The sequence below is a fragment of the Alishewanella sp. WH16-1 genome, from assembly GCF_001441695.1.
Classification (GTDB): Bacteria; Pseudomonadota; Gammaproteobacteria; order Enterobacterales; family Alteromonadaceae; genus Alishewanella; species Alishewanella agri.
Genome location: NZ_LCWL01000009.1, coordinates 15,832 through 38,332, shown reverse-complemented (window position 1 = coordinate 38,332; position 22,501 = coordinate 15,832). Strand labels below are relative to the sequence as shown.

At 50.9% G+C, this 22,501-nt stretch carries 28 protein-coding genes; 20 read left to right on the top strand and 8 right to left on the bottom strand.

Annotated features, from left to right (window positions below):
* The first annotated feature begins 8 nt into the window (after nucleotides 1–8).
* The 14 genes from flhF to AAY72_RS01090 are packed head-to-tail and all read left to right on the top strand — an operon-like array spanning nucleotide 9 to nucleotide 12,149.
* Nucleotides 9–1,436: a flagellar biosynthesis protein FlhF gene (gene flhF / locus AAY72_RS01155; protein ID WP_057785248.1), complete on the top strand. Its 1,428-nt coding sequence runs from the start codon at nucleotides 9–11 to the stop codon at nucleotides 1,434–1,436.
* Entirely contained in the window at nucleotides 1,429–2,295 is an 867-nt protein-coding gene (locus AAY72_RS01150; RefSeq protein WP_057785247.1) for a MinD/ParA family protein, read from the top strand. The genes flhF and AAY72_RS01150 overlap by 8 nt, the downstream gene beginning before the upstream one ends.
* A 47-nt stretch (nucleotides 2,296–2,342) precedes the next feature.
* Nucleotides 2,343–3,023 carry an RNA polymerase sigma factor FliA gene (locus AAY72_RS01145; RefSeq protein ID WP_197408356.1) on the top strand — a complete coding sequence of 227 codons (681 nt, stop codon included), beginning with the start codon at nucleotides 2,343–2,345 and terminating at the stop codon, nucleotides 3,021–3,023.
* 42 nt (nucleotides 3,024–3,065) lie between these two features.
* Entirely contained in the window at nucleotides 3,066–3,449 is a 384-nt protein-coding gene (cheY, locus tag AAY72_RS01140) for a chemotaxis response regulator CheY (protein WP_008949667.1), read from the top strand.
* Nucleotides 3,450–3,475: 26 nt separating this feature from the next.
* Nucleotides 3,476–4,225 carry a protein phosphatase CheZ gene (locus AAY72_RS01135; protein WP_008983079.1) on the top strand — a complete coding sequence of 250 codons (750 nt, stop codon included), beginning with the start codon at nucleotides 3,476–3,478 and terminating at the stop codon, nucleotides 4,223–4,225.
* 15 nt (nucleotides 4,226–4,240) lie between these two features.
* Nucleotides 4,241–6,412 (top strand): chemotaxis protein CheA, encoded by a 2,172-nt coding sequence (locus AAY72_RS01130; RefSeq protein WP_057785246.1) that lies wholly within the window; start codon nucleotides 4,241–4,243, stop codon nucleotides 6,410–6,412.
* Nucleotides 6,413–6,423: 11 nt separating this feature from the next.
* Nucleotides 6,424–7,581, top strand: coding sequence for a chemotaxis response regulator protein-glutamate methylesterase (locus AAY72_RS01125; protein ID WP_057785245.1), 1,158 nt, complete (start codon nucleotides 6,424–6,426; stop codon nucleotides 7,579–7,581).
* The gene (locus AAY72_RS01120) at nucleotides 7,574–8,317 is read left to right on the top strand and encodes a flagellar motor protein (RefSeq protein ID WP_057785244.1); all 744 of its coding nucleotides are present in this window, start codon (nucleotides 7,574–7,576) and stop codon (nucleotides 8,315–8,317) included. The genes AAY72_RS01125 and AAY72_RS01120 overlap by 8 nt, the downstream gene beginning before the upstream one ends.
* Before the next feature lie 3 nt (nucleotides 8,318–8,320).
* Nucleotides 8,321–9,289: a flagellar motor protein MotB gene (locus AAY72_RS01115; RefSeq protein WP_057785243.1), complete on the top strand. Its 969-nt coding sequence runs from the start codon at nucleotides 8,321–8,323 to the stop codon at nucleotides 9,287–9,289.
* Nucleotides 9,290–9,291: 2 nt separating this feature from the next.
* A complete protein-coding gene (locus tag AAY72_RS01110) occupies nucleotides 9,292–10,068 on the top strand; it encodes a ParA family protein (RefSeq protein ID WP_008983084.1) in 777 nt (258 codons plus the stop codon).
* A gap of 1 nt (nucleotide 10,069) precedes the next feature.
* Nucleotides 10,070–10,864: a chemotaxis protein CheW gene (locus AAY72_RS01105; RefSeq protein ID WP_057785242.1), complete on the top strand. Its 795-nt coding sequence runs from the start codon at nucleotides 10,070–10,072 to the stop codon at nucleotides 10,862–10,864.
* Between the two features lie 26 nt (nucleotides 10,865–10,890).
* Nucleotides 10,891–11,385 (top strand): chemotaxis protein CheW, encoded by a 495-nt coding sequence (locus AAY72_RS01100; protein ID WP_057785241.1) that lies wholly within the window; start codon nucleotides 10,891–10,893, stop codon nucleotides 11,383–11,385.
* Complete coding sequence (locus AAY72_RS01095) at nucleotides 11,385–11,819, top strand: DUF2802 domain-containing protein (protein WP_057785240.1); 435 nt, start codon at nucleotides 11,385–11,387, stop codon at nucleotides 11,817–11,819. The genes AAY72_RS01100 and AAY72_RS01095 overlap by 1 nt, the downstream gene beginning before the upstream one ends.
* A gap of 12 nt (nucleotides 11,820–11,831) precedes the next feature.
* The gene (locus tag AAY72_RS01090; protein ID WP_057785239.1) at nucleotides 11,832–12,149 is read left to right on the top strand and encodes an EscU/YscU/HrcU family type III secretion system export apparatus switch protein; all 318 of its coding nucleotides are present in this window, start codon (nucleotides 11,832–11,834) and stop codon (nucleotides 12,147–12,149) included.
* 10 nt (nucleotides 12,150–12,159) lie between these two features.
* On the opposite strand, the gene AAY72_RS01085 is transcribed toward AAY72_RS01090, so the two are convergent.
* Both AAY72_RS01085 and AAY72_RS01080 read right to left on the bottom strand, forming a co-directional pair.
* Nucleotides 12,160–12,747, bottom strand: a complete 588-nt coding sequence (locus AAY72_RS01085) for a thymidine kinase (protein WP_008983089.1) — start codon at nucleotides 12,745–12,747, stop codon at nucleotides 12,160–12,162.
* Nucleotides 12,747–14,795, bottom strand: a complete 2,049-nt coding sequence (locus AAY72_RS01080) for a recombinase (protein ID WP_057785370.1) — start codon at nucleotides 14,793–14,795, stop codon at nucleotides 12,747–12,749. The genes AAY72_RS01085 and AAY72_RS01080 overlap by 1 nt, the downstream gene beginning before the upstream one ends.
* Nucleotides 14,796–14,949: 154 nt before the next feature.
* Between AAY72_RS01080 and AAY72_RS01075 the strand changes: the two genes are divergently transcribed.
* Together AAY72_RS01075 and AAY72_RS01070 are read left to right on the top strand one after the other, a co-directional pair.
* Nucleotides 14,950–15,366: an MAPEG family protein gene (locus AAY72_RS01075; RefSeq protein ID WP_008983091.1), complete on the top strand. Its 417-nt coding sequence runs from the start codon at nucleotides 14,950–14,952 to the stop codon at nucleotides 15,364–15,366.
* 91 nt (nucleotides 15,367–15,457) lie between these two features.
* On the top strand, nucleotides 15,458–16,651 hold the full coding sequence (locus AAY72_RS01070; protein ID WP_008983092.1) for a serine hydrolase: 1,194 nt from the start codon (nucleotides 15,458–15,460) through the stop codon (nucleotides 16,649–16,651).
* A gap of 40 nt (nucleotides 16,652–16,691) precedes the next feature.
* On the opposite strand, the gene rlmA is transcribed toward AAY72_RS01070, so the two are convergent.
* Nucleotides 16,692–17,480 (bottom strand): 23S rRNA (guanine(745)-N(1))-methyltransferase, encoded by a 789-nt coding sequence (rlmA, locus tag AAY72_RS01065; RefSeq protein ID WP_057785238.1) that lies wholly within the window; start codon nucleotides 17,478–17,480, stop codon nucleotides 16,692–16,694.
* A gap of 26 nt (nucleotides 17,481–17,506) precedes the next feature.
* On the opposite strand from rlmA, the gene AAY72_RS16635 reads away from it, so the two are divergent.
* From AAY72_RS16635 to AAY72_RS01055, 3 genes are read left to right on the top strand one after another with little or no spacing between them, the layout of a single operon-like run.
* Entirely contained in the window at nucleotides 17,507–17,650 is a 144-nt protein-coding gene (locus AAY72_RS16635; protein WP_156411255.1) for a hypothetical protein, read from the top strand.
* Between the two features lies 1 nt (nucleotide 17,651).
* Nucleotides 17,652–17,978: a DUF440 family protein gene (locus tag AAY72_RS01060; RefSeq protein WP_057785237.1), complete on the top strand. Its 327-nt coding sequence runs from the start codon at nucleotides 17,652–17,654 to the stop codon at nucleotides 17,976–17,978.
* A 42-nt stretch (nucleotides 17,979–18,020) separates the two neighbouring features.
* On the top strand, nucleotides 18,021–18,566 hold the full coding sequence (locus tag AAY72_RS01055; RefSeq protein ID WP_057785236.1) for a hydrolase: 546 nt from the start codon (nucleotides 18,021–18,023) through the stop codon (nucleotides 18,564–18,566).
* Nucleotides 18,567–18,619: 53 nt separating this feature from the next.
* Here the strand turns inward: AAY72_RS01055 and AAY72_RS01050 are convergent, their stop codons facing one another.
* Entirely contained in the window at nucleotides 18,620–19,399 is a 780-nt protein-coding gene (locus tag AAY72_RS01050; protein WP_057785235.1) for a S1/P1 nuclease, read from the bottom strand.
* Between the two features lie 2 nt (nucleotides 19,400–19,401).
* Nucleotides 19,402–20,241 (bottom strand): 23S rRNA (adenine(2030)-N(6))-methyltransferase RlmJ, encoded by an 840-nt coding sequence (locus AAY72_RS01045; RefSeq protein ID WP_057785234.1) that lies wholly within the window; start codon nucleotides 20,239–20,241, stop codon nucleotides 19,402–19,404.
* Between the two features lie 107 nt (nucleotides 20,242–20,348).
* Between AAY72_RS01045 and AAY72_RS01040 the strand changes: the two genes are divergently transcribed.
* Nucleotides 20,349–21,236, top strand: a complete 888-nt coding sequence (locus tag AAY72_RS01040) for a tRNA/rRNA methyltransferase (RefSeq protein WP_057785233.1) — start codon at nucleotides 20,349–20,351, stop codon at nucleotides 21,234–21,236.
* 10 nt (nucleotides 21,237–21,246) lie between these two features.
* Here AAY72_RS01040 and AAY72_RS01035 read toward each other — a convergent pair whose 3' ends face one another.
* From AAY72_RS01035 to AAY72_RS01025, 3 genes are read right to left on the bottom strand one after another with little or no spacing between them, the layout of a single operon-like run.
* Nucleotides 21,247–21,513 (bottom strand): DUF1653 domain-containing protein, encoded by a 267-nt coding sequence (locus AAY72_RS01035; protein WP_057785232.1) that lies wholly within the window; start codon nucleotides 21,511–21,513, stop codon nucleotides 21,247–21,249.
* Nucleotides 21,497–21,916 (bottom strand): Holliday junction resolvase RuvX, encoded by a 420-nt coding sequence (gene ruvX / locus AAY72_RS01030; protein ID WP_057785231.1) that lies wholly within the window; start codon nucleotides 21,914–21,916, stop codon nucleotides 21,497–21,499. The genes AAY72_RS01035 and ruvX overlap by 17 nt, the downstream gene beginning before the upstream one ends.
* Nucleotides 21,916–22,473: a YqgE/AlgH family protein gene (locus AAY72_RS01025; protein ID WP_057785230.1), complete on the bottom strand. Its 558-nt coding sequence runs from the start codon at nucleotides 22,471–22,473 to the stop codon at nucleotides 21,916–21,918. Before AAY72_RS01025 ends, ruvX begins: the two co-directional genes overlap by 1 nt.
* Nucleotides 22,474–22,501 lie beyond the last annotated feature (28 nt).

Genomic DNA, 22,501 nt, shown 5'->3' with positions numbered 1-22,501 from the left:
AGTAACTCATGAAAATCAAACGCTTTGTTGCCAAAGATATGCGCAGCGCCCTGGCTGAAGTCAAAGAGTTTCTCGGACCTGATGCGATTATCCTGTCAAATAAAAAGGTCGCTGAAGGGGTAGAAATTGTTGCCGCTATTGATGCCGAACCTGCCACCAGCAGCAAGCCAGGCGCAAACGCGCGGGTGGAAGATATTACGCCGCTGACCAAGCGCGCCGAGCCAAAAGTCAATATCCGGATTGATGATCAGGCCGAAGCAGAGCCGGCCGATTCGCTACGGGCCTTGTTAGCCCGGCAGATGCTAAAGCAACAGAGTCGTGAACTGGCATCGGCTAATGCTAAGCCAGCCGTTGCTGCAGATCCATCTACTGGCCAGGCACCAGCCGCTGCCGTGAACCGGGCGCCACAGTTTGAACGTCAAAATTCTGCCGCTCAGGCGATGAGTTCGCCGCAATGGCAGGAGTTAAGCAAATTACAACAACAGCAAGCCGAGCTGATGCAACAACAGTTTGCGCAAATGCAGGCGGAAATGTTTTCAATGCGCCAATTGTTACAGCATCAGGTTTCTGGATTAATGTGGCAGGATCTGGCACGACGCGAGCCGGTAAGGGCATTAGTGATCGAAAATCTGCAACAACTGGGGTTGTCGGAGCAGGTGGCTGATCAACTTGCGTGCTTTATGCCAGAAGATTTAAATGTTAAAGATGCCTGGCAAACTGCGTTGGAATTACTTGCCGGGCAGTTAACGACGACTAATGATGACATTTTACGCCGTGGCGGTGTGGTCGCGTTGGTTGGGCCGACGGGCGTTGGCAAAACGACCACAGTAGCAAAACTGGCCGCGGGCTTTGCCAAACGGCATGGCGCCGATCAAGTCGCATTGATCACCACCGATTGTTTCCGCATTGGTGCTTTCGAGCAGCTGGCAACCTTCGGCCGGATTATTGGTTGTCCGGTTAAGCAAGCAAAAGACAGTGAGGAACTCTCAATCTTGTTGAATCAACTGCAACAACGTAAACTGATTCTGATTGACACCGCCGGCATGAGCCAACGGGATCTGCGTCTGGCTGAACAGCTGGCATCACTGGTGCATAACTCTCGTGTCAAAATCCGTAGTTATCTGGTATTGTCTGCAACAGCACAGGCAAAAGTGATGCAGGAAAGTATGCAACAATTCAAGCGCATAGCGCTGTCAGGTTGTATCTTTACCAAGCTCGATGAATGTTTAAGTCTGGGTGAAGCCATTAACGTGGCGTTGCAACAGGCGTTGCCTATTAGTTATCTGACCGACGGGCAGCGGGTACCTGAAGACTTAAAAGTGGCAGACGCAGCAGAGCTGGTGGCACAGGCCGAACAATTACGATTACAACATTGTGCACCATCACATCAGTGGTACCAGAATGAGATGTCTCAAGCAGATGCAGTGTATGCCTAATAAATTAGCAGCAGATGATCAGGCCAGTGGTCTCAGACGCATGAATAAACAAAAAAGCAAAGTCATATCGATTACCGGTGGCAAAGGTGGGGTAGGTAAAACCAACATCACCCTGAACCTTGCTATGGCGTTGGCACAGCTCGGTAAGAGAGTGTTAGTCCTGGACGCGGATTTAGGACTAGCGAATTGTGATGTGATGCTTGGTCTTAGAGTTGAAAAAAACTTGTCTCATGTGCTGGCAGGTACTGCCACCCTAGACGATATTTTGGTCACCGGGCCTTTTGGCATTCAAATTATCCCAGCGACGTCCGGCAATCAGGACATGACCGAATTATCGCCGGTCGAGCATGCCAGCCTGATCCGGGCGTTTAGTGAGTTGCAGACCCCGGTTGACGTGTTACTGGTGGATACCGCGGCTGGTATCTCGGATATGGTACTGAGTTTCTCGCGGGCGTCACAGGATGTGCTGGTGGTAGTCTGTGATGAACCCTCTTCGATTACCGATGCCTATGCCCTGATGAAAATTCTCAGCCGTGATCATGGGGTAGAAAAATTTAAAATTGTTGCCAATATGGTGCGAAGCATCAAAGAAGGGCAGGAATTATTTGCTAAACTGACTCGTGTTACCGACAGATTTCTTGATGTCAGTCTGGAGTTGGTTGCAACAGTACCGCAGGACGAAAACGTACGGCGGGCGGCGCGCAAACAAAAAGCCTTTATTGACGCCTATCCGACCACAGCTGCCAGTATGGCCGTAAAAGCCTTAGCATTAAAAGCCGTGAAATGGCCCTTGCCTGATACGGCATCCGGTCACTTGGAATTCTTTCTGGAACAACTGGTGCAGCCGCAATCTGAGTAGGGGGTTCTGTGAACAGTAAGTTAGCCGCTTATGGTGGTGTGGACCAGATGCAACAAATGGTGGAACGCCATGCCCCTTTGGTTAAGCGTATAGCCTACCACTTACTGGCGCGTTTACCGGCCAGTGTTCAAGCTGATGATCTGATCCAAGCCGGCATGATCGGCCTGTTAGAAGCTGCGAAAAACTTCGATGGTTCTAAAGGCGCCAGTTTTGAAACCTTCGCCGGCATTCGGATCCGCGGCGCGATGCTTGATGATATCCGCCGTGGCGACTGGACGCCACGCTCGGTGCACCGTAATGCCCGCCTGATTGCCGATACCATCGCCGAACTGGAAGCGCAGTTAGGTCGCGATGTTAGGGACTTTGAAGTTGCAGAAAAACTTGCTATCTCTTTAGATGAATATCATCATATGCTTAGTGATGTAAGCTCTGGTCGGATTATTGGTATTGAAGACTTGGGAATATCTGAAGATGTGCTGGTTACGGCGGATGATGTTGAACATGATCAACTGTATCAAGAACAGGCTAATGAAGCCTTTAATTCAGCCTTAGTAAAACATATCAGTAGTTTACCGGAGCGGGAAGCGTTAGTATTGTCGTTGTATTATAATGACGAACTAAACTTAAAAGAGATCGGGGCGGTGCTGGATGTCAGCGAGTCACGGGTCAGTCAGATTCATAGTCAGGCATTGGTGCGGTTAAAAGCCCGAATGCAGGCTTGGTTGTAATGTTTCCTGCTTTGCAGGACGACTTTCTCTTCGGAGGGGACTTTGGATAAGAACATGAAAATTCTCGTGGTGGATGATTTTTCAACCATGAGACGTATTATCAAAAACCTGCTGCGCGATTTGGGCTTTACCAACATATCTGAAGCAGATGACGGCAGCACTGCCTTACCGATGCTGCAAGGTGGTGACTTTGATTTCGTGGTAACGGACTGGAATATGCCAGGCATGCAAGGCATTGATTTACTGCGCGCCATTCGCGCAGATGCCAAATTGAAGCATATCCCGGTACTGATGGTCACAGCCGAAGCCAAAAAAGAACAAATCATCGCCGCCGCGCAGGCTGGCGTAAATGGCTATATCGTCAAACCTTTTACTGCTGCAACCTTACAGGAAAAGTTGGCGAAGGTATTCGAGCGGATAGGTTAAGCCGTATTTAACCGAGGAGTCACACCATGCCTGCTGCTACGGCCCCGCTGATTACACTTGAACAGGCTAAGGAATTAGTCCAATTACTGGAAATGGGTGAGCAGGACATTGCGAACCAACTGGTGCAGCAACTGGGTATGCCAGGTTCATCAGAGCTGTTCGCAGAAGTGGGGAAACTTACCCGCCAACTGCATGACTCCCTTAAAAATTTTCAGATTGATCCCTCCCTTAGTAATATTCTCGAAGAGGATATTCCAGACGCGAAAAAGCGTCTGAACCATGTTATTGATATGACAGAACAGGCCGCCAACCGTACTATGGATGCGGTAGAGTCCTGCCTGCCGATTGCCGACGAATTAAACCAACAGCTTAATCGTATTATGCCGCAATGGCAGAAGCTGATGACACGGCAATTACAACTGGGTGAATTCAAAACACTGTGCCATGGCATGGATGGCTTTTTAAAACAGACCGTCGATCAGTCAACCTTGTTAAATCAGTTACTCACTGACGTGTTGATGGCGCAGGATTATCAGGATTTGACCGGGCAGATTTTACGCCGGGTCATTGAGCTGGTCAGGGAAGTTGAAGAAAGTTTAATCGGCTTGTTAACGGCTTTTGGTAAAAGTAACACCCAATTTCTGGAACAAAAACCAGCGAAGAAAAAAGTTCTGGCGGGTGAAGCTGAGGGACCGATCATCGATAAAGAGGATCGGGACGACGTGGTTAACGGCCAGGACGATGTGGATGACCTGTTATCCAGCTTAGGTTTTTAACGGAGGTGCTTACTGATGAGTTTTGATATGGATGAAGACATCCTCCAGGACTTTCTGGTCGAAGCGGGCGAAATACTTGAACTGTTACAGGAACAGCTGGTTGAGCTGGAAAATAATCCACAAGATACCGCTTTGTTAAATGCGATTTTTCGCGGTTTCCATACCGTAAAAGGTGGCGCTGGATTTCTGTCATTAGGTGAGCTGGTCGATGCCTGCCACGGTGCAGAAAATGTGTTTGATATTCTGCGCACCGGTAAGCGTCAGGTTACCCCGGAACTGATGGACGTGATCTTGCAAGCGTTAGACGCTGTCAATGCGATGTTTGCAGAAGTCAAAGCGCGGCAACCACTGACACCAGCCGATCCAGCCCTACTGGATGCACTGCATTTTTACTCTGAACCCGAACGACCAGGCGAAGCCGCACCAAACGCTGCACCTGCAGCCGTCAGCCCGAAAGTTGAAGCACCAGTTACCCCAAGCGCCCCTGCTGTAGCGGCGTCCGGTGACGATGATCTCGATAGCATGACCGAGGATGAGTTTGAGCGGATGCTCGACGAGTTACATGGTGCAGGTGCACCTGGCCGGTCAACAGCAGCTGCAGCTGTGCCTTCAACACCGTCGGCATCGTCAGCGTCTGGTGATGATATTACCGATGATGAGTTTGAAGCCTTACTGGATCAGTTACATGGTAAAGGTAGTTTCCAGCCTGAAGTAAAAGCGAGCCCCGCGTCACCAGCACCGACAGCAACACCGGTGGCGGCAGCGAAAAAAGACGATGAAATTACCGACGATGAATTTGAAGCGCTGCTGGATCAGCTGCATGGCAAAGGTAAAGCCCCGGTAGACGCCGCGCCGAAAGCCGAAGTAGAGCGCCAGCCCACTCCGGAGCCAGTAGCCGCTCCTGCTGCAGTACCTGCAAAAGCAGCAGAAGCACCGGTCGCGCCGGCAGCAGGTGCTGCGGCAGATAAAGGCGCAGTTGCCGCGGAAACCACAGTACGGGTTGATACCAAACGCCTTGACCAAATTATGAATATGGTTGGTGAATTGGTGCTGGTGCGTAATCGTTTGGTAAGCCTGTCCAGTTCAGCGCAAAGTGAAGAAATGAGTAAGGCGATTGCTAATTTGGATGTTGTGACCGCCGATATTCAGGGCGCCGTCATGAAAACCCGGATGCAGCCCATCAAAAAAGTCTTTGGCCGTTTCCCCAGGGTGGTGCGGGATTTAGCGCGCTCACTGAAAAAGGATATTGAACTTATTCTGGAAGGTGAAGAAACCGATCTGGATAAAAACCTGGTCGAAGCCTTAGCCGATCCGCTGGTGCATTTGGTGCGAAATTCGGTCGATCACGGCATTGAGTTGCCGGATATCCGTCAGGCCGCCGGCAAGCCGCGCACCGGGATCGTGAAATTAGCAGCACAGCAAGCGGGCGATCATATCCTGCTAACCATTCAGGACGATGGCGCCGGTATGGATCCGGAGAAATTAAAAAAACTGGCGATCAAGCGTGGGGTTATCGATACCGATACCGCCGCCCGGATGTCAGATACCGATGCCTTTAATCTGATTTTTGCGCCTGGTTTTTCCACCAAAGAGCAAATCTCTGATATCTCAGGTCGTGGCGTTGGTATGGATGTAGTGAAAACCAAAATTACCCAGCTTAACGGCACTGTACACATCCACTCCAAACTTGGCGAAGGCACACTGCTGGAAATTAAAGTTCCGCTTACTTTAGCGATCTTACCCACGCTGATGGTGATTGTTGGCAAACAAACCTTTGCGTTGCCGCTAGCGGGCGTGAATGAAATTTTCCATCTGGATCTGGCGAAAACCAATATTGTCGATGGTCAGTTAACTATTGTCGTGCGCAACAAAGCTATTCCGCTGTTTTATCTTGAGCATTGGCTGGTGAAAAACTCGGATAAAAAGCTGCGCCGGGCGCAAGGTCATGTGGTGATAGTGCAAATCGGTCAGCAACAAGTGGGTTTCGTCGTTGATCAGTTAATTGGTCAGGAAGAGGTGGTGATCAAAGCGCTGGACGCACTGTTACAAGGCACACCGGGTATGGCCGGGGCGACCATCACCTCAGACGGTGGTATCGCACTGATCCTTGATGTACCGAATTTGTTAAAGCATTACGCGAAAAAGTCAAAAATAAAATTTGAACAATTCAACCGACTCCATGGGTAAATAGGGATTTTATGGCCATTCGGGTATTAATTGTTGATGACTCCAGCTTTTTCCGCAGACGATTACAAGAAATCTTGTCAGCGGATCCGGAACTGGAGGTCATCGACAGTGCAGTTAATGGCCGGGAGGCCGTCGACAAAGCCTTAGCGCTGAAACCTGATGTGATTACCATGGATATCGAAATGCCGGTGTTGGACGGTATCTCGGCGGTGCGGGAAATTCTGAAAGTCCAGCGTATCCCGATCCTGATGTTCTCTTCGTTGACGCATGAGGGCGCCAAAGCGACACTCGACGCACTGGAAGCCGGGGCGGTTGATTTTTTACCAAAGAAATTCGAAGACATCGCCCGTGACAAGCAGGAAGCCGGGGATGTGCTGCGGGAGCGGGTTAGGGCTGTCGCCAGGCGTCGGCCGTTGGGACGTAGTACTTTTAGTAGTTCGGTATTGGCTCGCTCAGCCAGTTCGACGCTGGCCCGGCGGCCTTTAGAGTCGCAGCGGCCAGAGCTTAGACATGCTACCGACACCGAGCGCGTTGGCCGCTTCGAACGCCCGGCCTTAACACCGCGCACTCACTTTGCTGCCAGTGGCAAAGACTATAAGTTGGTGGCGATTGGGACCTCAACCGGTGGCCCTGTGGCACTGCAGCGCATTCTTACTGCCTTGCCGGCAGACTTTCCACTGCCAATCATCTTGATCCAACATATGCCAGCCGCCTTTACCGGCGCTTTTGCGCAGCGCCTGAACAGCCTGGCCAAGATCACGATTAAAGAAGCCGAAGATAACGATGTATTAAAGCCCGGTGTCGCCTATCTGGCACCTGGTGGTAAGCAAATGCTGGTTGATGGCAGTGAAAGTCAGGCCCGGCTGCGCATTAAAGAAGATGACTCGCCACGCATTACCTTTAAACCCAGTGTTGATATTACCTTTGCCACAGCGGCAAAGGTGTTTCACGACAAGGTACTGGCAGTCGTATTGACCGGGATGGGCGCTGACGGTCGGGAAGGCGCGCGGTTATTAAAGCAGCAAGGCTCAGCAATTTGGGCGCAAGACGAAGCCAGCTGCGTCGTATATGGTATGCCACAAGCTATCGCCGCAGCAGGATTAATGGATGTAGAGGTCAGTTTGGAAGATGTCGCCTCCAGATTATTGACGGAGCTTAAGCATGGATAAACTGGCATTAACCGGTCTGGTACTGGCTTTAATTGCGATCGCTGGTGGTTTTATGCTGGAGGGCGGCAGCCTCAGCACCTTATTGCATTTTCCGGCTTTTATTATTGTGCTTGGCGGTACCCTTGGCGCTGTGATGTTACAAACGCCTTTTAGTCAGTTCCGGCTCGGGGTGAGTTTATTACCCTGGGTCTTTCAATCTTCCCGCTTACCAGTCAAGCGCACTATTAGCCGTATTGTTGACTGGGGGATGGCCGCGCGCAGCAATGGTTTTTTATCGCTGGAAGAAGCTGCTTTACAGGAGTCTGATCCCTTTTTACACCGAGGCTTAAATCTGTTGGTCGATGGTGCCGATGCAGCGCAACTGCAAGCGACTTTGGACGCTCAGTTAAGTCTGGAGCGTGAGCGCTTGTTGCGTGGCGCCCGTATTTTTGAAGCTATGGGCGGGTACAGCCCAACCATAGGTATTATCGGTGCAGTATTGGGCTTGATCCAGGCGATGGCGAATATTAACGATCCGACCTTGTTAGGCGCCGGTATTGCCACGGCTTTTGTGGCCACTATCTATGGCGTGGGGTTTGCTAACCTGGTGTTTATTCCGGTTGGTAATAAGCTGAAGAACCTGATTCATCAACAAAGCCTGTACCACGAGTTGATTATTGAAGGGCTGGTCTCGATTGCACAAGGTCAGAATCCAAAGTCGATTGAGCCAAAACTGGCTACTTATCTGCCGGGGTAGCTGATGTACCGCCAGCGTAAACTGCATCATAAGGGCGAACGCGAAGATCTGGACCGCTGGCTGGTGTCTTACGCCGACTATATGACGTTAATGTTCGCGCTCTTTGTCGTGCTGTATGCCCTATCTCTGGTCAAAAATGAGGAGTTCAGCGTGCTGACCGAATCCCTGACCCGGGTGTTTGAAAAACCAAAACAAAGTGAAACCGGCGTCACCGGGCCAGCCCTGCTTACGCAAAATACACCGCAAAGCGAACTGCCAAAATATGGCTCCTCTATCGATACGGCTAAAGGTCCGGAATTAGTTGCTGATGCGACCCGCCTGGCGCAATTAGATCAACAGTTTCTGGGTAGTCCGCTGGAATCGCTGGAGCAAGAATTAACACAGTCATTAAGTCAATTAGTCGAACAAGGATTGGCAAGGGTGCGGGAGGAGCAGGACTGGTTGATTATTGAACTGAACAGCGGTTTACTTTTTCCATCCGGTAGCGCCAATACCAATAGTTCGGCGCGGGTCGTGTTACAGGAAATTAGTAAAATTATTAACCCAATCAATAATTTTTTACGCATTCGCGGCTACACTGATAATATCCCTATTGCTAATGAATTATTTTCGTCGAACTGGGAATTGTCGGTAGCGCGTGCTACCTCAGTGGTTCGGTTGCTGGAGAGCCTGGGTACACCGTCACACCGGATGGCGATCGAAGGTTATGGACAGTATGCGCCAGCAGCAGATAATAGTACCGCTGCCGGCAGAGCGGCGAACCGTAAAGTTGAAATTGCGATTTCACGCTTTGGCCATCGCCCGGTCGCGGCATCCAATGGTGAAAATGCCGCTGCGGCGGAATCGACTGCGCAATCAACAATGGCTGAAGAAGAGGGCAGTATCAGAGTGATTGCGCTGCCCGGTGGCGGTATCAGAATTACCACCCGGCGTGACAATCCGGATGCGCTGCCCGAACAACAGGATCCTTAGACGTGGTTATTTGGACAATTGCGAATCAAAAAGGTGGCGTGGGTAAAACGACCACCACTGTGACCCTTGGTGGTTTACTGGCAGAGCGCGGGCATCGCGTGTTACTGGTAGACATGGATCCTCATGCATCGCTGACTTATTACTTCGGCATTGATGCTGAAGAGTTAGAAGTCAGCGTCTACGATATTTTTACCCGTGGTAAAACCATTACCCGCGAAGAGATCTTACAGTCGCTTTGTCCGAGTACCGCGGAGCGGCTTGATATTTTGCCTGCCTCAATGTCACTTGCGACCTTAGATCGATCTATGGGTAACAAAGGAGGTATGGGCTTGATTTTGAAGAAAGCCTTAAAACTGATTTCCCGGGATTATGATTATGTGCTGGTTGATTGTCCGCCGGTGATGGGAGTGCTGATGGTGAATGCACTGGCGGCCTGTGATCGGGTGTTGATCCCGGTACAAACCGAGTTTCTTGCCCTGAAAGGTCTGGAGCGGATGATTGCTACCATGGCGTTAATGCGTAATGCGCAACAAGAGTTGGCTTTTACCATTATTCCTACTATGTATGACAAAAGGACCAAAGCCTCGCTGGAAGCCTACAAAGAGCTGAAAGCAAAGTATCAGGATCGGGTTTGGTCGGCAGTGGTACCGGTAGACACCAAATTTCGTGATGCTTCCTTGGCGCAAACCCCGCCAAACGTCTTTGCTGGCACATCACGCGGGGTTTTTGCTTATAACACGCTACTGACCTATTTGTTGCAATTAGGTCCGGAGGCTTAATATGAGCCACTTAATTGCCAGTCAAAAAGTTATCCAGCATTACTTGTCTGCGTTGCTAACGGAAGACGAGCCGCTGGCTTCACAGGAAACGGCCTTAGCTGAGACGAAGAAAGCCGAGTTAAATCGCTTACTGGCGCAGGCCACGCCCGTTGCCGCGCCTGTTGAAAAGGTAGTGGCAGCGCCGGTACAGACCCAGGTTGTGCAGCCTGTGGCTAAAGCTACGGTGGCACCTGTTGTTACAGAAACCGCTGCGCCTGTCGCAGCACCGGTACTCCGCGAGCGGGCTATCCCGATCGCCGAGCGGTTGGCGGTAACGCCTCCGCCGCAGCTAAAAGTAGAAAAGGCTTACCGGAAAGGTAGTTTTCAGGCGCTATTCTTCAGTGTCGCTGGCCTCAGAATTGCCGTACCGCTGACAGAGCTTGGTGGTATTCATGAACTGGGCCCAATTAATAATTGGCCTGGTAAAGCAGATTGGTTCAAAGGCATTATGTTACACCGGGCACAAAAAATTCAGTTGGTCGATACGGCACGCTGGGTGATGCCAGAAAAATATACTGCTACACTGGCAACAGAGCTAAACTATCAATATGTTATTATGCTTGGCACCAGTGATTGGGGCCTGTGCTGTGAGCTGCTGATTGATACCATTAATCTGGAGCCGGAGCAGATAAAATGGCGCGAGCAGGAAGGGAAACGCCCCTGGATGGCTGGCCTGATTAAAGAACAGAAATGTGTGTTGGTTGATGTCGATGAGCTGGTTAAGTTGTTGAACCAGGGGCTGGATGTCAACGCCTGAACCCGCAAACCAATAAGGAGCTGTAGATGAGCAATAAGTTTTCTGGCCAGGCTGATAAAAATCAGGCCGCTGATCTGGTATTACAGTGGGTGACTTTTCGCTTGCAGGAAGAGACCTACGGCATCAACGTGATGCAGGTTCAGGAAGTACTGCGCTATACCGAAATTGCCCCGGTACCTGGCTCACCTGATTATGTGCTGGGTATCATCAATTTACGCGGTAACGTAGTAACCGTTATCGACACCCGTGCCCGTTTTGGCTTACCGCCAGCCGAAGTCAGTGACAATACCCGGATTGTCATTATCGAAGCAGAAAAACAAGTTATCGGTATTCTGGTTGATAGTGTGGCGGAAGTGGTGTACCTGAAACAGTCTGAAATTGAAAATGCACCTAATGTAGGCACTGATGAAAGCGCGCGCTTTATTCAGGGCGTGGCGAATCGTGAAGGTGAGTTGTTGATCCTGGTGGATCTCAACAAGATGTTAAACGATGAAGAATGGGATGAGATCAGTAGTATCTGATGACTGATAGCCTAACACTCTACTTGTTAATCCTGTTCCCGGTACTGTTACTTGCTGCAGTGATGGTCTGGGTATGGTCACAATTTAACAAGCAACAGGCGCAGCTACAGGTATTAACCGCACAACTGGAGTCGGTACAACAACAGAAAGCGTCGCTGCAAACCGAGACCGAAGAGCTCAGAGCGGGTGTAATTGGCGTTGGCCAGCGCGTGTTGGTGATACAGGAGCAACAGCAGCGTTTACAGCAAGAGTTGGCCGAGCTACAAGAGCAACAACAAGCGCTAGCGTTAAGTGATCCGGAAAGTAAAATTTATAGCCGTGCAGTGAAAATGGTTGAGCTGGGCGCTGATCTGGAAGAGATCATTCGAGAGTGCGAATTACCCAGAGCTGAGGCTGAACTGCTGTTTAATTTACACCGCCAAAAACGAAGCTAGGCGGGGGCGTTGATGACCGGCCAGGCAGATCAACAACCGGAATTAATCGCCGCCGCACTAAAGTATGATGGCCAGGCGGCACCGCTTATTGTCGCCAAAGGCCACGGTCAGCTGGCAAAGGATATCATTGAACTGGCGCGCGAGCATGGTGTATTAATCCATGAAGACGCCGAACTGACCCGCCTGCTTAGCAAATTGGAGTTGGGCGAACAGATCCCGCGCGAGCTTTATCTGATCATTGCCGAGTTAATTGCCTTTTCCTATGTACTGCAAGGTAAATTCCCGGATAACTGGCATAATATTCATCAGCGCATCGATCTGAAAACCTGAACGCCAGCGACTAATCTGGATCTTGCCAAACCAAATCTTTAAAGTGTTGCCGGCACATCGAGACATAACTTTCGTTACCGCCGATCTGCACCTGTGAACCTGCGGTTGCCGGTAAACCCTGCTCATCTAAACGCACCACAAAGTTGGCTTTGCGACCACAGTGACAAATGGTTTTTAACTCTATCAGCTTATCAGCCCAGGCTAGCAACGCCTGACTGCCAGCGAAGGTTTCACCTAAAAAGTCGGTTCGTAAACCAAAAGCCAGAACCGGGATCCTCAGCTTATCGACCACATCGGTAAGCTGCCGCACCTGAGCTTTAGTTAAAAACTGCGCTTCATCAATCAGTACGCAATCGAGCCGGCCTTGTGCAACGATACTGGAAACGTGTTCAACAAAATTAAAGTTGCCATCAAATACATGGGCATCCATTGCCAGGCCGATGCGGGAGCTGACCTTACCCAAACCAAAGCGATGGTCTAACGCGGCGGTGTAAATCGCCACGACCATGCCTCTTTCCTGATAGTTATATGCGCTTTGCAGCAAGGATGTCGATTTACCGGCATTCATCGCCGAATAATAGAAATACAGTTGCGCCATTATTTTCCCTTGTTTATTAATTCATTGGCGGGAGAGGAATCGTCAGTTTTTTTGGCACTGGCAGTCGTTTTCGCTAATACCGTCACCGGAAAAAACAGATTGAGAGGGTTTTGTTTAATTTGCTCCAGTACGCTTTTGAGCAGTAAAGAAAATTGACCAATCCGGGTACCCCGGGCGCGCAGCGCCACGTTTAATGCCAGCGTAAAACTTACCCAAAGATTGACAAAACCAATCAATAACACCAGCACCAGATAAAACAGAAAGCTAAAAGGCCCAAGCTCACCGCTAACGGTGCTATAACCCAGATTGGCTGAGGCAAAGGCCACATGCCGAATATCCAGCGGTAATCCAAGCAGATAGCCCAGATAGCCGGTCATACCTAATAAGATGCCAAAAATAAAATTACCGGCGATGGGGCCGTAATTATCGTGCCAGTAATCGGCCACGGCACGGCGGGGACGTTCCGGTAATATTTTACGTAACAACGGGTGGTGAAATAAGCGTTGCCGCAAATCGAGATAGTTGGCCCGGTTTTCAAAAAAACCGGCAATAATCCCGGAACAAAACAGCCAAACACCGGCAATGGCAGCAAAAAACAGTGAACCATGCCAGGGCGATACTGCCTGTAATTGATAGTTCACTTCACTGCTGCTAAGCAGTGGTTGCTGGGCCCACAACGCATAGCTTAGGGCAATAATGGATGCGGTTAATACCGCGATACTGACGTTGCCCCAGACGGCCGCCCATTGTGAGCGGTTTACATCTAACAACAGGTTCGCCAGCTTTTTGTGCGCCGCCCGGCCGTTTTCGCCTTTCTCGACTTCAGCCGCAAAACTGGCTGCCGTCATTGCCGGTTGCTTGGTCGCGACCGTCAAGCCCAACATATGGATCAGCACAAAACCTAAGCCATAATTCAGGCTGACCAATAACGCATTAGCGAACGGTGACAGCTCCTGGCGTTCAATATAAATTTTTAGCAGCGCCATACTGGCGATAATCACGCCGGCCCCGGCTGCCGACGCGAATAAACGCAAATACTGACTTTTGTCACGGGCAATATAGTGTTCGCCATGGCTGCTTTTATTGACGCTAATACTCTTTGATAAGAGCTGCGTGCTGCTGCGCCACAGGGCCCGCACACTGCTATTGTCCCGGCTGATATCCAGCAATTGCTCGGTCAGTTGCAGGCTTTGTGCACGCAAGCTGGCTGGGTCCTCACATCTGACCAACTCAACCAGCTGGGCAATGCGCTCCAGCGTTTGTTCCAGCCGCTCCAGCAAGTGTGCCACGGCAACGGTGCTACCTGCAGCCGCAGCACGGCGGCGTAAGCGGTCAACCTGCTCATGACACTGCTCCAGCATTACCTGATAGTGTGCGACGTCATAAGCTGGCAACCTTGTATCCTGCAGGCGCTGCCGGCAATGTGTAACCAGTTGCGTCAGTTCACGGTGCAGTGCAATAAAGGCTGAATCGATATTATTCAACCGTTTATCTAACCGCATTAAGTCAGGTTCCATTTCCTCAGCGGCGATCCAGACACTCAGCATTTCCAGCGCACACAACGACTCTTCATGTAAATGCCCATCCAGTTTTTGCAGTTGTGCTGTGCTGGCATGGGCGAGCAATAACTCGGTTAATTGCCGGAATAATAACGCTGCGGCGGGATCGTCATCGTCATCATGGCGGATTTCTTTATACAGCTCGGCTAACACATCTTTTAACTCGCTCAGGTCGCGTGGTGCCGGGTTAATTTTTTCATACAGCCGGCCGGAGAGTTCCCGAAAAAATCCACGGCGGGAAAACACACCCAAACTCACTAACGCTGGGTATAAATGGACCTGGGTTAGCCAATGTAAGATGGTATCAGCAATCTTGGCACATTCAGCTTTGTGCAGGGGCAGCGCCTCCAGTAACTTCTGGTTGCGTTTGCGGCGCTCGAAACTAAAACGGGGGTAAGACAACCACTGCACTAACTGCCGGACTAAACACAAACCATCCTGTTCACTGGCCAGCGCTTTGATTAACATCACCGCATTTAATTTTTCCATCCACACCTCATAACTTGCGCCAAGTGCGACGCCGGGTTTTATCATACCGCAAGCTTAGGTAGCAGGTGCAGAAAAAAAGTTTCGATATCACCCTTGGTGCGGTCGCACAATACAGGCATACTGGTCGGATGTTACTGAAAACGAGACGAATAAAATGGAAAAATGGCTGTTAATACCGGTATTTGTGCAGATACTTTTAACCAGTGTCGTGATGATTTTAATGGGCCGGCGTCGGATCCGCGCTGCGAAAAATAAGGAAATCAGCATTACGGCCTTTCAGACTATGGATTTACGGGGCGCCAATGAGCAGGTGATTGCCACCAGCCGTAATTTCGACAACCAATTCCAAATGCCGATGCTGTATTTGTTCAGTGTGGTGTTTACGCTGCAACTGGGCTTGGCCGATCTGACCTTTCTGTTGTTAGGTGCCGCCTTCGTGGTGCTGCGGATCTGGCATAGCTGGATCCACATTGGCCGTAATATTTTACGCCAACGTTTTCGGGTATTTTTACTCGGCTGTGTCGTGTTATGGGTTATTTGGATCCGGCTGCTGGTTCTGGCGTTACTGTAAAAGAATTACGCCTTGCACTGGCGTCAGGCTGCGCCCAGTTGCTAAGATGTAAGGCAAAGGCTAACGCCATGCCAAAACTGAAGGTTTGATAATGTTGTCCAGACTTTTACTGATACTGGGATTGTTGTTCGCGACGGCTGCGGCTAAAGCCGAGGTACCGGCTGAGCTGGTGCAGAGTTTTGATCAATATTTCCAGCAGCAAATGCAAGAGCAGGGGATCCCCGGTGCATCCTACGCTATTGTTTATAAAAACCAGATTGTTGCGGCCAAAGGTTATGGCGTGCGCGAGGTTGGCTCCAAGCTGCCAGTTGATGCTTACACGGTATTTAGAATCGCCTCGGTCTCGAAAACCTTTGCCGGTGGTTTGGCGAGCATTATGGCGGCGCAGGGACATTTTCGCTGGGACGATCCGGTAGTGCGCTATGTACCGGAATTTAGTTTTAAAACCCGCTCCTACAACAACAAACTCAAGGTTGAGCATTTACTGGCGCAGAGCACCGGGGTCATTGCTAATGCCTACGACAATCTTATCGAGGCTAATTTTGAGCCGGAGCGGATTATTCCGCATTTTAAAAAGCTGGATCCGCTGTGTAACCCGGGACAATGCTATGGTTATCAGAATGTGTTGTTTAGCCTGATTGAACCGGTACTGCAGCAAACCACCTCGCAAGACTATGCCACCTTGCTGCGGCGTAATATCTTTGAACCGTTAAAGATGCCGACGGCTTCCGTTGGTCTTGAAGCCTATTTAAATAGCCCCAACCGCGCTGCACCCCATGTAAAAGCCAGAGGTAAATGGCATGCACGCTCGGTAAGTGAAAGTTATTACCGTTATGCACCGGCAGCCGGGGTGAATGCCAGCGCGGTGGATTTGGGATACTGGCTAATCGCACAGCTGGGTTATAATCCCGATGTGTTATCCGAGCCACAGTTAGCGGAAATTACCAATAAGCGGGTGCGTACAGTGCGCGACTTACGGCGTAGAATGTGGCGGGACTATATCAAAGATGCCCATTACGCCCTGGGCTGGCGGGTCTATCAGTTTGGCCAGGAACAACTGGTTTATCATGGTGGCTGGGTACAGGGTTTTCGGGCGGAAGTCGCATACTCGAAAGAGCGGGAGTTAGGTCTGGTGATCCTGCTAAATGCTGAATCTAATGTACTGGCCGAACTTAGTACGCATTTCTGGTCAACGATGTTTACCGCACTACAACAGCAGGATCGCGCTGCGATGCTGGCTGGCTGTAAATTACCGGCCGCCAAGACAAAAACAGCAGATTGCTAAATCTGCTGTTGGTTTGGTATCGCGCGTCTGCGAAGCGATATCACTTTTGATACAGATCCAGGTAGAAATCGCATTGTACCGCCGGTTTTGTAGCGATAAAGGCAGCCAGGGTTTCCGGGTTAAATTTCCAGCCCAGTGGCACCATCGTAATCAGCGCCCGTAAATCATCGGCCGGCAGTTGTAACTGAAAGCTTAGCCGCTGCCGTTTGATATGCTTTAAGCCACTGATGGCGATGATATCGTCACTGTGTAACCGCACCTGCGGATACAAAGAGGCTTTAATTTGCTGTAAATGTTCCGGTGCCGGGCTAACACTCAGCAACACACCGCCATCGGCGAGTACCCGGCACAGCTCCGCATCCAGTGACGGGGCATAAATCCGCAGGATGGCATCAAAGCTGGTTGCTGCGAAAGGCAACTGATAACTGCTGGCCACAGCAAACCGGATTGCCGGATATTGCCGGGCAGCAGCTTTAATCGCCGCTTTAGAAATATCTACGCCATAAAGTTGTAATTCAGGTCGTGCTTGCTGAATTTGCCCACTGTAATAACCTTCACCGCAGCCCAAATCCAATAGCCTGGTAACCGGCAAGACGGCAAGTTGTTCGAGCAGAACACTGACTACCGGTTGATACCAGCCAGCTTGCAAAAAATGCCGCCTCGCTTGCATCATCAGCTGATTATCACCCGGATCTTTGGATTTCTTTTGCTGTACCGGCAGCAAATTTACATAGCCTTCGCGGGCCACGTCAAAGCTATGGCGCTGCGGGCAGCGGTACTGCATTGCTTCTTGTGTAAGGGGCGCCTGACAAAGTGGACAAAGATACATAACCAAACCTGTAAGCGGATCTGCCTGTGGACGAGATTAACGGGCAGAGCCTGAATTTTTATGCCGATGATTATACACTGATTGCCGTTTGCATAATGCGCTCTTTAGCAGCAAAAGCTGCCCGTCTGTCAGAGCGGTGTTATACTGCGGCAGATTATGCAGGAGAATAAGATGCACGATGTAGAACTCTGGTCACTGGATGAACTCTGTGACCATGCTTTTGCGATTTTCGAAGAGCTGGCGGTCGATAACTTAACCGCCAGTGACTATCAGGCCTATCAGCAACATTATGAAAGCCAGAGTTATGTTGATTTAGTTCCGCCGGGAGAGGGCTGGGAAGAGCTTGCCGGCGCTGAGCTGGATCCACAGCTGCACTTTGAAGCGCAAATTGGTTTAGCGGGTGCAGCTGGTGCACCGGACCGGGTGCTGGCGCGTATTCTGTTAAGCCGGGATAAAGATGAAAGCCTTTGTCATGCGTTATGGCGCGGTCAATTTTAAGTTAGCTGTTTTAAGTCAGCCGAATCAGTTCAGGAGTACTTCATGTTACTTAACGCCGGGCAAAGCCAGCTACTGGTGATCGATTTACAAACAAAACTGGCACCCGCCATCGACTTGACTGATGAAGTTGAGCGCGCAGCGATCTGGCTGTTACAGGTAGCGGGTTTATGTCAGGTGCCGGCGCTGGCGACTGAACACTATCCCAAAGGCCTCGGACATAGTCTACCTTCGATACTGGAATGGCTGACACCTGATGCAGTGCTGGAGAAAATCCATTTTAGTGCCTGGCGCGAAGCCCATATTCAGCAGCGCCTGACGGAGAGTGGTCGCCGTCAGGTGGTGGTAATCGGCACCGAAACCCATGTCTGTGTGCTGCAAACCGTTATGGATTTGCTGACGGCAGGCTATCAGGTGTTTGTGGTGACGGATGCGGTAGGCTCCCGTACCGCGGAGAACAAGCACCTGGGGTTAAACCGGATGCAGCAGGCGGGTGCAGTATTAGTGAGTCGTGAGATGGTTGCCTTTGAATGGCTGGAGCGGGCTGGTACAGAGTTATTCCGGCAAATCAGTAAAGGCTGGATCCGCTAATTGAACCAAAGGTATCTGACCCCGAACCTGGGTTCGGGGTCAGATACCCCAAGTTATTCACCGAAAATCAGCTCCAGAACCAACGCCAAGCGCACTGCTGCCTGCTGCAAGCGGGTTAGCAGCACCCCCTGGTATTGTTCCAGATAGGCATCGTCAATCAACATGCCGGGGCGGTAATGTTGATAAATATCATAGGTAATGGCCGCCGACTCATTAGCCCAATCCAGTACCTCGTCCTGTTGCCAGCTGGTGCGCTGTTCAGCGGTAATTTGTTCAAATAACTGCTCCTGCAGCAGAAAATCCTCATCATAACCGAGCTTAGTCAGCATATTGCCGTCCCAGACGCCATGCAGATTGGTTGGCTGTTCATGGCTGTAGAAGTAGACGGCAGTGCGGTTGCCGCCAAGGTCATCAGCATAGCTGACATGCAATGGCTGATGCAGATCACCCAGGTGATGTGCTAAAAACAGCAGGGCTTGCCAGTCGTTGCTATCTGCGCTCAGGCGCTGCTGCATCATGCTAATTGCCGATAAAATGCAGCCCTGCTCCGGGCAATATTCGGCTTTAACCTGTTTTTCGCCGCGCGGCATATTGACGTAGTGGTGCGGCGCCGTCCAGCGGAACTCCTCCTGACTACGCACTTCATCCGGCCAGGCACAGGCAGCACCAAACTCATGGTGCGGCGAGGCTTCAACCAGGCTGGCAACGTGCTGCTGGGCTTTAGCGGATAACAGCTGCAAGGCCATATCACACACCATGGCATGACCGGTGCGGCCAAAGCCATAGCTATAGCTACTCAGGGTTAACAATAAAACAGCAATAGCCAAGCGCATGGTTATTCTCCAACAATTTGCATAATCTGATAGCGGCTGGCAGGGTTGCCCAGCTGTTGCTGCACTTCAGATAGCGCCGGTGCCAGGCTTTGTGCCAGGGTATAGGGCGGGTTAATCACCAGCATACCGCTACCGGTCATGCCATGGCCCGGGCTGTCGGCATGCAGGTTAAATTCAATTCGTAGCTGATTCTTAATGCCGGTGGCGACAATGGCGGCAATAAAGGCTTCAATGCTGCTACGCTCAATTACCGGATACCAGATAGCATAGGTCGCTTGTGGGAAGCGTTTATAGGCTTCCTGCAGGCCTTTAATCAGATCCTGATATTCGCTTTTCAGCTCATAGGGCGGATCGATTAATACCAGGCCGCGTTTCACTAAAGGTGGCAGCATCGCCTTAATACCGGCGAAGGCATCAATATTCTCAATCCGCGTTAAACGACGCTGTAAAAACTGGCTTTGCAGCAGCGGAAAATCACTCGGATGCAGCTCAGTGGCCTGCAGCTGATCGCCGGCGCGCAGCAGCATAGCGGCAATCTTGGGTGAGCCGGGATAAAAATTCAGTTCGCCATCCGGGTTTAACTGCTTTACGAGATCCAGATATTTACCAAGCAACGGGCTTTGCGGCTGATAGTGCCACAGCTTGCCGATACCCTCAGTATATTCGGCGGTTTTCTGCGCCTGGCTGCTTTGCAAGCTGTACAGGCCGGCACCGGCATGGGTATCGTGATAGCACAGCGGTTTATCTTTTTGCAGCAGGTAATCCAGAATGGCAACTTCGGTCAGATGTTTTAACACATCGGCATGATTGCCGGCGTGAAAACTGTGGCGGTAACTGAGCATGCATTAACCTTAGATCGGGTTCAGGCTGGCAAGGATACTGCGTTAGCGTAAAAAAACAAGTATCATAGCCGCCGGTCTTAAGCTTAGTTAACCCGTCAGGACTCCGCATGTCTGCCAGCAACAAGAAATCATCCGCCGCCAAAAGCCGCGACCCACTGCAAAAGCCCTGGCAGCGCCAGACAAAAGCGAAAGCCGCTGTTAGCCTGAGTGCTACGGCTGGGCTAAGCTCGCCGAAGGCCGCTGCCAAAGAAACGGCAAAGGCGCCGCGTCAGGAGGAAAGCAAAGTTTATGGCGAAAACGCCTGTCGCGAGTTATTCCGCCAGCGCCCGGAAGCGATTATCCGGCTTTATATCAACAGCGAGTTAGCGCCCAGATTTGCGGACTTAATGAAATATCTGGCGCAGCAAAAGCGAGCCTACCATCTGGTGGATGAGACTGAGCTGGAAAAAGTGGCCGGCAGTCAGCACCACGGTGGCATAGTGCTGTTGGTGAAACGCAAGCCGGTCACCAGCCTGGCGCTGTATTTGCGGCAAAAGCGTAAACAGGATTGTTTACTGGCACTGGATGGGGTCGGCAATCCGCACAATCTGGGCGCCATTACCCGTAGCTGCGCCCACTTTGGCGTAAACGGCATTATTATGCGCGAGCCGCAGTTATTACAATCCGGTGCCGCTTTACGTACCGCTGAAGGCGGTGGTGAGTTTGTCGATGGCCTGGCATGTGATGATTTGCCGCTGGCGCTTAAGCTTTGTAAAGACGCGGGCTATACGCTGATTACCACATCCAGCCATGGCGGCAGCTCGCTCTATAACACGGCCTTGCCAGCCAAAGTGGTGATTGTATTTGGCGAAGAGATGTTTGGCGTATCAAAAAATGTGGCCAAGAGTGCCGATATTGCGCTGCAAATTCCGGGCTCAGGCAAAGTAGAGTCACTGAATGTCAGTGTTGCGGCCAGCCTGATTTTAGGCGAGTGGTACCGGCAGCAGCAAGGTTAATGCTGGCAGCCTAATCGGCAACTGGCAGGCTTAAACCTGCCGGCGGCTCAGTGCCGATATACTGAAAACGTGGGATCAGCTCACCGGCAATTTCAACGTTTTCGGCAAACATTGTGGCAGGGCGGGCCCAAAGGCCAAAGTCAGCATACAGTGCCCGGTAGATCGCCAGCCACTCCTCGGTTTCACTATGACGAGCAAGGTCCAGCAACTGATAATAAGCGCCTTTATAATGCTGATAATAGCCCGGCGCTAACGCCGGTTTAACTTTGTTGTTCATACCAGCCTTCAAAAATAATCTGCGCCGACAGGCTATCCACCTTATCTTTGCTTAAATTGCGATAACCGCCCTCGGCAAATAAGCGGCTACGCGCATCGGCGGTGGATAAACGCTCATCATGATAAGCGATAGGTAAACCAAAGCGGCCATGTAAGCGGTTGGCAAATTTACGGGTACGGGCGGTAAACTCCTGCTCGCTACCGTCCATATTCAGTGGCAAGCCCACTAACAACAGCTGTGGTTGCCATTCCTGAATTAAGCGTTCAATTTGCTGCCAATCCGGGATGCCGTCTTTGGCTTTTAACGCCGCGAGCAAAGTGGCGCTGCCAGTAAGCTCTGAGCCTACGGCCACGCCGATGCTTTTAGTACCATAATCAAAACATAAAATGGTGCGGGCGGTCATCAGGCGTGTCCTGCCTCACCGGTAAGTTGCCACGGTTGAATACCAATACTGGCCGTAGCTTTTTGCCATTTCTCGGCATGGCTAAGATCAAAAATAATGCGGTTGTCAGCCGGGATCACTAACCAGCTGTTATCGGCGATTTCCTGTTCCAGCTGGCCGGCAGTCCAGCCAGCATAACCCAGCGCCAGTATGAATTTCTCTGGCGCCTGGTCGGTAGTCAGGTCCTGCAAAATATCTTTCGAGGTGGTGACCATCAAACCATTTTCCAGCTGTAAACTGCTGTGATAACCGGGTTTGGCGGTATGCAACACAAAACCACGGTCATGCTGTACCGGCCCGCCCGCAACCACCTTAGCCTGTGCCGCCGGACTCTTGGCGTCATAGCTGATTTCCAGCTGCTCTAACAGCTCAGCCAGTGACACATTCATCGGATGATTGATCACTATGCCCATGGCGCCTTCTTCGTTATGTTCACACAGGTAAGTGACACTGCGTTTGAACATCGGATCGTCCAGTGATGGCATCGCGATTAAAAAATGATTCTGGAAACCTTGCATACTGTTCTCCTTGATCAACCTGTGGTGC